The sequence below is a fragment of the Reyranella sp. genome (assembly GCF_036558665.1).
Classification (GTDB): domain Bacteria; phylum Pseudomonadota; class Alphaproteobacteria; order Reyranellales; family Reyranellaceae; genus Reyranella.
Genome location: NZ_DATBFE010000088.1, coordinates 1 through 8,644 on the forward strand (window position 1 = coordinate 1; position 8,644 = coordinate 8,644).

At 68.6% G+C, this 8,644-nt stretch carries 10 protein-coding genes; 6 read left to right on the forward strand and 4 right to left on the reverse strand.

Annotated features, from left to right (window positions below; translation table 11 throughout):
• From VH499_RS14380 to VH499_RS14395, 4 genes are all read left to right on the forward strand, one after another.
• Window positions 1–700, forward strand: a 700-nt coding sequence (locus tag VH499_RS14380) for an alpha/beta hydrolase (protein WP_332053428.1), incomplete at its 5' end; no start/stop codon positions are given.
• Entirely contained in the window at window positions 693–1,430 is a 738-nt protein-coding gene (locus VH499_RS14385) for an SDR family oxidoreductase (RefSeq protein ID WP_332053429.1), read from the forward strand. The genes VH499_RS14380 and VH499_RS14385, both read left to right, overlap by 8 nt.
• 15 nt (window positions 1,431–1,445) lie before the next feature.
• Window positions 1,446–2,273: a DUF169 domain-containing protein gene (locus VH499_RS14390; RefSeq protein ID WP_414709786.1), complete on the forward strand. Its 828-nt coding sequence runs from the start codon at window positions 1,446–1,448 to the stop codon at window positions 2,271–2,273.
• A gap of 1 nt (window position 2,274) precedes the next feature.
• A complete protein-coding gene (locus VH499_RS14395) occupies window positions 2,275–2,778 on the forward strand; it encodes a 2'-5' RNA ligase family protein (protein ID WP_332053430.1) in 504 nt (167 codons plus the stop codon).
• A 6-nt stretch (window positions 2,779–2,784) separates the two neighbouring features.
• Here VH499_RS14395 and sppA read toward each other — a convergent pair whose 3' ends face one another.
• From sppA to fabI, 4 genes are read right to left on the reverse strand one after another with little or no spacing between them, the layout of a single operon-like run.
• Window positions 2,785–4,542 carry a signal peptide peptidase SppA gene (gene sppA / locus VH499_RS14400; protein ID WP_332053431.1) on the reverse strand — a complete coding sequence of 586 codons (1,758 nt, stop codon included), beginning with the start codon at window positions 4,540–4,542 and terminating at the stop codon, window positions 2,785–2,787.
• A 19-nt stretch (window positions 4,543–4,561) separates the two neighbouring features.
• A complete protein-coding gene (locus VH499_RS14405) occupies window positions 4,562–5,041 on the reverse strand; it encodes a hypothetical protein (protein ID WP_332053432.1) in 480 nt (159 codons plus the stop codon).
• A gap of 60 nt (window positions 5,042–5,101) precedes the next feature.
• Window positions 5,102–6,172: a chorismate synthase gene (gene aroC / locus VH499_RS14410; RefSeq protein WP_332053433.1), complete on the reverse strand. Its 1,071-nt coding sequence runs from the start codon at window positions 6,170–6,172 to the stop codon at window positions 5,102–5,104.
• Between the two features lie 9 nt (window positions 6,173–6,181).
• A complete protein-coding gene (gene fabI, locus VH499_RS14415) occupies window positions 6,182–7,015 on the reverse strand; it encodes an enoyl-ACP reductase FabI (RefSeq protein ID WP_332053434.1) in 834 nt (277 codons plus the stop codon).
• 78 nt (window positions 7,016–7,093) lie between these two features.
• Between fabI and pdxH the strand changes: the two genes are divergently transcribed.
• Window positions 7,094–7,687, forward strand: a complete 594-nt coding sequence (gene pdxH / locus VH499_RS14420; RefSeq protein WP_332053435.1) for a pyridoxamine 5'-phosphate oxidase — start codon at window positions 7,094–7,096, stop codon at window positions 7,685–7,687.
• Window positions 7,688–7,716: 29 nt separating this feature from the next.
• A complete protein-coding gene (locus tag VH499_RS14425; RefSeq protein WP_332053436.1) occupies window positions 7,717–8,589 on the forward strand; it encodes a cation diffusion facilitator family transporter in 873 nt (290 codons plus the stop codon).
• Window positions 8,590–8,644 lie beyond the last annotated feature (55 nt).

The following is an 8,644-nucleotide window of genomic DNA, read 5'->3' on the forward strand; positions in this document are numbered from 1 at the left end:
TGGCGCGGGCTTTGACCGCACGGCCTGGCGCCTGCAGACGCGTTGGTTCGCCCATCACGGCCGCAGCGTCCTGGCGGTCGATTTCCCGGCCCACGGCTGGTCGGACGGACCGGCCCTCGAGAACATCGCGGCGATGGCCGATTGGACGGCGGCGCTGATTGCAGCAGCCGGACTGAAACAGGCCGCCCTGGTCGGTCATTCCATGGGGGCGCTGGTCGCCGTCGAAACCGCGGCGCGCTTTCCCGACAAGGTGAGGGCACTCGGCCTCTGCGGCGTCGCGGCCGAGATGCCGGTCCATCCCGAGATGCTCGAATCGGCCAAGGCCAACACGCTCAAGGTCCAGGAGCTGATGACCTTCTGGGGCATGGGCAACGCGCTGCACAAGGGCGGCATGGTCTCGCCCGGCCTGTGGCTGCGCCGCGAATCGCTGGCCGTGCTGTCGGGCAACAAGCCCGGCGTGATCCATAGCGATCTTGCGGCCTGCAACGCCTACAAGGACGCAACGACGCGCGGCGCCGCCGTCAAGTGCCCGACGGTGCTGGTGCTGGGCGACGGCGATCTCATGACGCCGGCGAGCAAGGCCAAGCCGCTGGCGGCGGCTATCGCCGGATCGTCTACCGTGATGGTCCCCCACAGCGGGCATTTCATGATGGTCGAGCGTCCCGACGAATCGCTCGAGGCTCTGAAGACCCGTGTCTGAACGCGTCGCCCTCATCACCGGCTCGACCTCGGGGATCGGCGCCGCCACGGCGCGCCGGCTGGCGCGCGACGGCTACAAGGTTGCGCTGCATTCGCGACAGTCGGCCGATATTGGCGAGCGCATGACACACGAGCTGGCCGGCGCCAGCTACCACCAAGCCGATCTGGCCGACGAGGCCGCGGCGCGCGGGCTCGTGGCCTCGGTGCTGCAGCAGTACGGGCGGCTCGACGTGCTGGTCAACAATGCCGGTGAATCGGTGCGCATCCCGCATGCCGATCTCAAGGCGGCGACGCCCGAGGTGTGGCGGCGCATGCTCGACGTCAAACTGATCGCGCCGTTCGTGCTGATCAGCGAGGCCGAGTCCGCCCTGCGCAAGGCATCTACCGACGGCCGGCCGGCCAGCATCGTCAATATCGGCACCCATGCCGGCACGCGACCGAAGGGCGCATCGATCCCGTACGCCACGGCCAAAGCCGGGCTACACCATGTCACGCGGCTGCTGGCGATCGCCCTCGGCCCGGCGATCCGCGTCAATTGCGTGGCGCCAGGCCTGGTCGAGACGCCGATGACCGCCAGCTGGGCCGACGCGCTCGAGCTCTGGAACAGCCGGTCGCCCATGCATCGGCCCGCGAAACCCGAGGACATCGCCGATCTGGTGGCCGCGCTGGTCGCCAACGATTACGTTACGGGTGAGATCGTCATAGCCGATGGTGGGCTGAACCTCACCTAGCCACTGGAGGAAACCATGAACGTCCAGACGTTGCCGCCGGGCTACAAGGTCGCCCCGTGGACGCCGCCGGAGAAGATCGACGGCAAGATGCTGGCCGAAGCCAGCGCCAAGTTGATCGATCTCTTGCGCATCCGCACCCAACCGATCGGCATGCGCCTGTTCGAGGATCCGGCCGACATGGAGAAGATCCAGGGCGTGCGCAAGCCGACCGACGGCTTCAAGTTCACCATGTGCCAGATGGTGACGCAGTCGCGCTGGTACGGCTTCACGCTCGGCATCACCGTCGACAACACGCGCGGCGGCAACTGCGGCGGTGTCGTCGGCCTCAACCATCCCGGCGAGGGCTTCCTGTCGGGCGATCACATGAACGGCGTGTGGTTCGGCAACAAGGAGGCGTCGGCCGCGCACCAGGCGCAGATGCCGCGCGTGCCCGACGGCAAGTACAACGGCCTGGTGGTGTCACCGCTGCGCTCGGCGCGGCTCGATCCGCCCGATATCTGCCTGTTCTACGGGACGCCGGGCCAGATGATCTATTTCATCAACGGCCTGCAGTTCCACCGCTATCGCCGCTACGACTTCACGGTGACCGGCGAGAGCGCCTGCGCCGATTCGTGGGGGCGGGCGCTCGCCACGCGCCAGACCTCGCTGTCGCTTCCTTGCTATGCCGAGCGGCGCTACGGCGGCGTTGCCGACGACGAGCTCCTGATGGCCTGCCCGCCCGACGAGTTCCTGCGCGCGGTCGAGGGCATGGGCCATCTCGGCAAGAACGGCTTGCGCTATCCGTTCCCGCCCTACGGCGCGGCAATGGACCCCGCCTTCGGCATGGCGAAAAGCTACGGCTGACGTGCTGTTCGTCGTCGCCTGGCCCGTGCTGAGCGAGGCCGACGACACCGCGCTCCGGAGGCTGCGGGCGCGATATCATCCGGGCGAGGCCGACCTGATCGGCCCGCATTTCACGCTGGTCTTCGGCGCGCCGCCGGAAAGCGAGGCGGCCTTGCGCCGCTCGCTCGATCAGCTCCGGCAACGACCGTTCTGGTTCATGCTCGATCGTGTCGTTCGCTTCGATCGCAACCCGCCGTCGCGCGCCGCCTATCTCTACGGTGTGCCCGGCGACGGCGCGGCGGAGCTGACGGCTCTCTACGACGCCTTGAATTCGCAGCCGGGCAACGAGCCGTTCGAGCCTCACGTCACGCTCGGCCTGTTCGAGCGCGCGGCCGAGGCCGAGCAGCTTGCGCGCCTCGTCGAACGCCAGCACCTGCCGATGCATGGCCGGGTCGAGGAACTCGGCCTGCTGCGGCGGGACGGCGACCGGCTCGAGACGCTCGCGACCATCCGGCTGCGCGCTTGAGGAGCGTCAGCGCCAGAGCGGCGGCAACGGCGGCAGGCGGACGTTGCCGGGGCGGGCGGCGATGCCGAATCGCGCCAGCAGGTCGCGCAGCTCGCGCGGCGCACGGACCTCGGGCCCCTCGACCGTGACGTCCGCGAGCCGCATCAGGCGGCCGGCAATGCGCTGCAGCATGTTGGTCTCGATGGGAAAAACCTCCACCGCGATCGGCCGCGACTCGTCGATGCCGGCCCTGGCCTTGGCGATCTTGAGGGCGACGTCGAGGCCGCCCAGCTCGTCGACGAGGCCGGCCCGCCGCGCCTCGATGCCGGTGAAGACGCGGCCGCGGGCGGCCGAGTCGAGGCGGCTTGCATCGAGCCGGCGCGCTTCACCGACCTGGCGGGCAAAGTCGGCATAGACGGCATCGAGCTCGCGGTTGATCGCCGCCTGCTGCGCCGGCGTGGGGACGTGGAAGGAGGAATACATGCCGGCGTTGGCGCCGGCGCGCAGACGATCGACCCGGATGCCCAAGGTCGCGAGCAGATCGGTCGCCACCGGCCACATGCCGAACACGCCGATCGAGCCCGTGATGGTGGTGGGCTCGGCGACGATGGTGTCGGCCCGCACGGCGGCCAGATAGCCGCCCGACGCCGCGACATCGCCCATCGACACGATCACCGGCTTGCCGGTCGCCCGGGCACGGCCGACGCCGTTGGCGATCGCGTCGGACGCCGGATAGGTGCCGCCGGGCGAGTCGATGCGCAGCACGATCGCCTTGACCTTCTTCGCCTGTGCCGCCGCCTCCAGGGCATCGACGATGTCGTCCGACTCGGCCCGCAGATCCTCGCCGAGCGGCCGGTCGCCGCCCGTCCCCGAGACGATGGCGCCGCTCACCCGGACGAGCGCCACCACATCGCGACCGGCGTTCGAGCGACGGCTCGCGTCGTCGTAGTCCGACAGGCTGACGAGTTCGCGCGTCGATCCGGCATGCTGCCAGACATCGTCCATCGCATCGCCGCGGTAGCCGACCTTGTCGACCAGCCCTTCGGCCCGGGCGCGCTCGGAGTCGAAGGGCGCCGCGTCGATCAGCTGGCGCAGCTTGGCGGGCACGATGCGCCGGTCGCGCGACACGTCGTCGATGAACCGGCCGTACAGGCCGTCGATGAGCTGCTGCAGGTTCTCGCGCGCCGGCCCCGTCATGTCGGCTTCGGTGAAGCTGTCGGGCGCGCTCTTGTATTCGTAGCGCTTGCCGCCTTCGATGCGGATGCCGAGCTTGTCGAGGCCGCCCTTGAGGAACGGCGTCTCGACCGCGAGGCCGGCCACGCCGAAGCCGCCGCTCGGCTGCAGCCAGATGCGGTCCAGGGCGGACGCGAGATAGTAGTCCGCGAAATGATCGCCGCCGCTGCCCAGCGCCTCGGCGAAGCCGATCGCGAACTTGCCCTTGCCGCGAAAGCGCTGGATCGCCGCGCGCAGCTCCTGCACGCGGGCGAGGCCTGCATCCTCGTCGCCGATCTCGACATAGAGTCCGAGGACATGCGGATCGTCGGCGGCGCGCCACAGCGCCTGCAGCGTGTCGACCATGTCGCGCGAGTCGCTCCACCAGCCGGACAACAGGCCCGACGAAGCGCTCTCGGGCGGAAGCCGGCGCAGGTCGAGCGACAGCACCATCGCGCCGGGCAACGGCTTGGCGGCGAGCGGCCCGCGGGCCAGGAACAGCACCACTGCACCCACGCCCAGCAAAGTGATCGCGCCGACCGTGGCCAGCACGCCAACGATAAGCCGCCGCATGGCGGGTCCTCCGGATGAATCAGGTCTTCACGAGATTGGGCCGAAACGCCCGAACGGCGTCAAGCATGGCCCGTGCCGACGTATCGAGTCCGTTGTCGCGCACCAGCACCGCCGCCGGCGTGCCGCGGACGGGCCGCAGCCCGTCGTCGAGGTTCCACATCGAAAGGGCGAGATTGGCGGCGACAAACGCATCGGGAGTCAGCGCTATCTGAAGCTGCGGCCGAAAAGCGAGGCGGCGCAGGCGCACCCACTCCACGTCGCGCCAGGCGAAGCGCCGGTTGCGGCCGAAGCCGAGCAGGATGCCGTCGCTGTCGATCACGAGCTGGGGCTCCCGGTCGAACGACCGGCGGAAGCCGAGATAGCCGTAGTAGGTCATCGCGATCGCGAGCACGGCGAGGAGGACCGACCGCGTATGCGCCGGCGCTTCATCGCCCTGCGAGGGATGGGCGACGAAATGGAAGAGGATGGCCGCCACCATGCCCGTGGCGACGACCGCCATGCTGAGATTGTGAAGTCGCCCGTATCGTGCCCGAAAGGGCTGCGCAGCCGGCATCGAGGCCTAGCCGCATTGCGCGCGATGGCGCAGCAGATGGTCGGCCAGCACGCAGGCGACCATCGCCTCGGCCACCGGCGCCGCGCGCAGGCCGACGCAGGGATCGTGACGGCCCCTGGTGCGCAACTCGACCTCGTTGCCGAAACGGTCGATGCTGCGCACGGCGTGAAGGATCGAGCTGGTGGGTTTCACCGCCAGCCGGCAGACGATGTCCTGGCCGGTCGAGATGCCGCCCAGGATGCCGCCGGCATGGTTGCTGAGGAAGGAGGGCGCGCCGTCCTTCATGCGCATCTCGTCGGCGTTCTCCTCGCCGCTCATGGCGGCGGTCGCGAAGCCGTCGCCGATCTCCACGCCCTTGACCGCGTTGATGCTCATCAGGCCCTTGGCGAGATCGGCATCGAGCTTGTCGTAGACCGGATCGCCCAGCCCCACCGGCAGGCCGGACGCCACCACCTCGATCACCGCGCCGCAGGAGCTGCCGCGCTTGCGCACGTCGTCGAGATAGCCTTCCCAGACCTGCGCCGCCTGACGGTCGGGACACCAGAAGGGATTGTCGCCCGTGGCCTCCCAGTCCCATTTCCCGCGGTCGATCGTCTGGTTGCCGATCTGGACCACGGCGCCGCGAATGGCGACGCCGTCCCCCAGGATCTTGCGGGCGATGGCGCCGGCGGCGACGCGCACCGCCGTCTCGCGGGCCGACTGGCGGCCGCCGCCGCGATAGTCGCGCACGCCGTACTTCTTGAAATAGGTGTAGTCGGCGTGCGAGGGCCGGAACTTGTCCTTGATCTCGCCGTAGTCGCGGCTGCGCTGATCGACATTGTCGATATGAAGAGCGATGGGCGTGCCGGTCGTGACGCCCTCGAATACGCCAGACAGGATCCTGACGATGTCCGGTTCCTGCCGCTGGGTCACGAAGCGCGACCGGCCGGGGCGGCGCTTCTCCATCCAGACCTGGATGTCGGCCTCGCTGAGCGGCAGCCTGGGCGGCGTGCCGTCGACCACGCAGCCGATCGCGAGGCCATGGCTTTCGCCCCAGCTGGTGAACCGGAAGAGGGTGCCGAAGCTGCTGCCGGCCATGGCCGCAGCCTAGTCGTCCTTGAAATCGGCCAGCAGCTCGGAGAGCTGCTGGGCCGACTGCGTCTTGATCATGCCGACCACGTGGTAACCCGCATCGACGTGCATCACCTCGCCGGTGACTCCGCTGCCGAGATCCGACAGCAGGTAGAGTCCGGCGTTGCCAACCTCCTCGGTCGAGACGTTGCGCTTGAGCGGCGCGTTGAGCTCGTTCCATTTCAGGATGTAGTTGAAGTCGCCGATGCCGGCGGCGGCCAGGGTCTTGATCGGGCCGGCCGAGATCGCGTTGACACGGATCTTGCGGTCGCCGAGATCGGCCGCGAGGTAGCGCACGCTCGCCTCGAGCGCCGCCTTGGCGACGCCCATGACGTTGTAGTGCGGCATCACGCGCTCGGCGCCGTAGTAGGTGAGGGTGAGCAGGCTGCCGCCTTCCTTCATCAACGGCACGGCGCGCTGGGCGACGGCGGTGAAGGAGTAGCAGCTGATGTTCATGGTGAGCTGGAAGTTGTCGGGCGTCGTGTCGAGATAGCGGCCCTTCAGCTGGTCCTTGTTGGAGAAGGCGATGGCATGGACCAGGAAGTCGAGCCCGCCCCAGCTCTTCTCGATGCCGGCGAATACCGCATCGATGCTGGCCGCGTCGGTCACGTCGCAGGGCAGGACGAGCTCGCTGCCGATCTCCTGGGCCAATGGCCGCACACGCTTCTCAAGTGCATCGCCCTGGTAGGTGAAGGCGAGCTTGGCGCCGTGATCGTGGCAGGCCTTTGCGATCCCCCAGGCGATCGACCGATGGTTGGCGACCCCCATGACCAGGCCTTTTTTTCCGGCCATCAATTGTGCGGCTGTCATGCCTCGTTCTAGCGGGGCGGCGGCAAAGGGACAAGATGCCGGTGGTGGACGGCCGCTTGCCCCTCCATATTGTGTGTCATGATCCGCGAGAAAGACGATCCGCTCGCCCTCTTTGCCGACTGGTACGGCGAGGCGGAGAAGAGCGAGCCGAACGACCCCTCGGCCATGGCGCTGGCCACGGTGGGCGACGACGGCACGCCGTCGTGCCGCATGGTGCTGCTGAAGGGCTACGACGCATCGGGCTTCGTCTTCTATACCAACTACGAAAGCCGCAAGGGACGTCAGCTCCTCGCTCATTCCAGGGCGGCGCTTCTGTTCCATTGGAAATCGCTGCGCCGACAGGTGCGCCTCGAAGGGCCGGTGTCGCAGACGTCTCCAGAGGAGGCCGACGCCTATTTTGCGACCCGCGACCGGGGCAGCCAGATCGGCGCCTGGGCGTCGGACCAGTCGCGCGCGCTCGAAAGCCGCTTCGCGCTGGAGAAGCGGGTGGCGGAGTTCACGGCAAGGCATATGATCGGCAAGGTGCCGCGACCGGCCCATTGGTCCGGCTTCCGCCTGCAGCCGCTTCTGATCGAGTTCTGGCAGGATGGCGCCTTCCGGCTGCATGATCGTCTGGAATACAGCCGCCCCGCTGCCGGTGCCCCTTGGTCGACACGCACTCTCTATCCCTGACGATCGAGCCGAACGTCGCCGCACGGCTGATGCGGCGTGCGAGCCTCGCCTCGATGTCGGTGGCGACGGTCCTGGTCGCCGCCAAGGGCGTCGCGTGGCTGCTCACCGATTCGGTCGCCATGCTGTCGTCGCTGATCGACTCGGCGCTCGATCTCGTGAGTTCGCTGATCACCTTCATCGCCATCCGCCAGGCGCTGGTGCCGGCGGACGAAGGCCACCGCTTCGGCCACGGCAAGGCCGAGGCCCTGGCCGGCGTGGCGCAGGCCGGCTTCATCGCGGCGTCCTCCGGGGGGCTGGTGCTGACCGTGATCGATCGCTTCCTGCATCCGCGGCCGCTGCAGCAGGAAACGACCGGCCTGCTGGTGAGCGCGCTGGCGATCGTGCTGACCTTCGCGCTCATGCTCTTCCAGAGCCATGTCGTGCGGCGCACCAACTCGATCGCCATCGGCGCCGACCGGGCGCACTACACTACCGACTTCGTCACGAACATCGCGGTCGGTGCCGGCATCCTGGCGGCGAGCCGCCTCGACCAGCCGCTGATCGATCTTGCCGTGGCGCTCGGTGTCGCGATCTACCTCGTGACCGGCGCCTGGACCATCGGACGGACCTCGATCGACGTGCTGATGGACCACGAGCTGCCGGCCGGAGACCGCGAACGCATCCTCGACATCGTGCGCCGCCAACCCGGCGTGCGCAGCGCGCACGATCTGCGCACGCGATCCTCGGGCCTGACCCAGTTCATCCAGCTCCACGTCGTGCTGCATCCCAACATGTCGCTCGGCCGCGCCCATGTCATCGGCGACACCATCCAGGCGGCGATCGAGGAAGCCTATCCGCAGGCCGAGGTCATCCTGCACATCGATCCGCGAGACGACAGCGACCCCAACGCGACGAGCGGCTGAACGGCATGGCGGCGCGTCCGGCGTTCGTGGTCGAGGATCAGTCGGAGGTGATCGC

What these genes read in the sequence shown, in the direction of transcription:
- VH499_RS14390 (WP_414709786.1), top strand. Translation starts at nt 1,446, where the DNA reads ATGAACGTCCAGACGTTGCCGCCGGGCTACAAGGTCGCCCCGTGGACG.
- sppA (WP_332053431.1), bottom strand. Translation starts at nt 4,542, where the DNA reads ATGCGGCGGCTTATCGTTGGCGTGCTGGCCACGGTCGGCGCGATCACT.
- pdxH (WP_332053435.1), top strand. Translation starts at nt 7,094, where the DNA reads ATGATCCGCGAGAAAGACGATCCGCTCGCCCTCTTTGCCGACTGGTAC.
- VH499_RS14405 (WP_332053432.1), bottom strand. Translation starts at nt 5,041, where the DNA reads ATGGCGGTCGTCGCCACGGGCATGGTGGCGGCCATCCTCTTCCATTTC.
- VH499_RS14425 (WP_332053436.1), top strand. Translation starts at nt 7,717, where the DNA reads ATGCGGCGTGCGAGCCTCGCCTCGATGTCGGTGGCGACGGTCCTGGTC.
- aroC (WP_332053433.1), bottom strand. Translation starts at nt 6,172, where the DNA reads ATGGCCGGCAGCAGCTTCGGCACCCTCTTCCGGTTCACCAGCTGGGGC.
- fabI (WP_332053434.1), bottom strand. Translation starts at nt 7,015, where the DNA reads ATGACAGCCGCACAATTGATGGCCGGAAAAAAAGGCCTGGTCATGGGG.